Annotated in this window: 1 protein-coding gene and 1 CRISPR repeat array; the gene reads right to left on the bottom strand. The window is 62.4% G+C overall.

The genetic code is table 11. The annotated features are described in order from the left end of the window. Nucleotides 1–225: 225 nt before the first annotated feature. The gene (locus ABWU19_RS14765; protein WP_435902398.1) at nucleotides 226–1,179 is read right to left on the bottom strand and encodes an IS110 family transposase; all 954 of its coding nucleotides are present in this window, start codon (nucleotides 1,177–1,179) and stop codon (nucleotides 226–228) included. A gap of 232 nt (nucleotides 1,180–1,411) precedes the next feature. Next, nucleotides 1,412–1,734: direct repeats of the CRISPR family, unit length 34 nt; unit sequence GTCGCAAACAAAAAGCCCCGTAAGGGGATTGCAA. Between the last annotated feature and the right edge of the window lie 26 nt (nucleotides 1,735–1,760).

Genomic DNA, 1,760 nt, shown 5'->3' with positions numbered 1-1,760 from the left:
GCCCAAGTCTTGAGCCATCTTTGAAAGTCGCAAACAAAAAGCCCCGTAAGGGGATTGCAACCTCGACCTCAAGGTCAACGAGCCACCTACCGAAAACTAGGAGTCGCAAACAAAAAGCCCCGTAAGGGGATTGCAACTAGCGGCAGACTGGAAGGCCGCGCGGCCATCCCGCTACTGAAGTCGCAAACAAAAAGCCCCGTAAGGGGATTGATACTGTCTTGACTGTCAAGCCACTTGCTGGGCTAATTGGCTGGCGTAATACTCCCTCAATCTCCCCATCATCCGCCTGAGGAGCTTGTGGGCGACGGCCACCAGGGCCTGCTTTTTGCGTTTTCCTCGGGACAGCAGGCGGTGGTATAAGGCTCGCATCTCCGGGTCATGCCGCACCGCTACCAGGGCCCCCATGAAAAGCTTTTTCCGCAGAAGGGGAGGCCCCCTTCTGGAAAGCCGGCTCCTCTCCACGCTCTTCCCGGATACCTCCTGCTCGGGGATCAGCCCCGCGTAGGAGGCCGCCGCCTTGGCCCGGCCCCAGAGGTGCGGGGGCAGCAGGGCCAGCACCGCTGCTGCCACCTGAGGCCCCACCCCGGGGAGGCCCAGCAGGACCTCGGCCTCGGGGAGGGCAGTGAGGAGGGCCTGGATTCTGGCCTCCACCTTTCCCAGAAGCCCCACTACACACGCCAGTTCCTGCTGGAGCAGGGGGATGACCTCCTCGCTTCCCGCCCAGCGGGCCGCCTCTAGCTGGTTGAGGATGGTTCTTTCCCGCTCGGCCAAATCTTCCCGGTAGCCCACCAGGGCCTTAAGCTCCCGGAGGGCTTCTGGGGGAAGGGTGTAGGCCCGGAGGCTTTCCCCGTAGACCAGGGCGTAGCGGGCGAGGAGGAGGGCATCCTGGCGGTCGGTCTTGTTGCGCTCCCCCGTGGCCTTGCGGAAAGCGGCCAGGTGGTAGGGGTTGACCAGGGCTACCTGGAAGCCCCTCTCTGCCAGGAGCTTGAGGAGGGGGAGGTGGTAGGCGCCCGTGGGCTCCAGGGCCACCCAGACGGGGCGGTGGTGGGCCAGGGCGGCGAGGAGGGCTTGGCGGCCTTCTGGGGTGTTGGGGAAGCGGAGGCGGGTGGGCTTGGCGGCGCTGGGGAGCAGGGCCAGGTCCAGGTGGGGCTTGCTGACGTCAATGCCTGCGCAGAGCATGGTCTTTCTCCTTTGGGTAGACTGAGGGAGGTGGCCACCCGACCCCGTGGGCCGTCCATGTGGATGCGGTCTCTGACGACCGGGATACTGTGCGGCGGGGAAGCCGGGGCGGGTGGCTACCCATCAATCCCGCGGGCATGGGAGCCCGGCAACATGAGCGGTAGGGCCTCCCTCAGAGGGCAAGATACATGCAACATTTGGGACAAGTTCTTGTACCATGCGAAGCAGCGCCTGTCGCAAACAAAAAGCCCCGTAAGGGGATTGCAACGCCTCCACGTCTGGAGGGGCTACCCACCCCTCCAGTTTGGGTCGCAAACAAAAAGCCCCGTAAGGGGATTGCAACTTTTGCCTCCCTAAGAACCAGCTTTCTATCCAGGTCGCAAACAAAAAGCCCCGTAAGGGGATTGCAACCCGTTTGGATACGAGTGGTGGGTGGTGGCATCATGTGCCGTCGCAAACAAAAAGCCCCGTAAGGGGATTGCAACCTTCGTTGTATCCTCTAGCGATGGCCTGGTAGATATGTCGCAAACAAAAAGCCCCGTAAGGGGATTGCAAGCAAGCTGCTGGTTTTTGGGTTTGTG

This window comes from Meiothermus cerbereus, assembly GCF_051297115.1.
GTDB lineage: Bacteria > Deinococcota > Deinococci > Deinococcales > Thermaceae > Meiothermus > Meiothermus cerbereus_A.
Note: the sequence above shows the minus strand (reverse complement) of the source record. Positions and strands in the feature narration are given on the sequence as shown.

Coding starts and splice junctions, on each gene's coding strand:
- ABWU19_RS14765 (WP_435902398.1), bottom strand. CDS start 1,179: ATGCTCTGCGCAGGCATTGACGTCAGCAAGCCCCACCTGGACCTGGCC.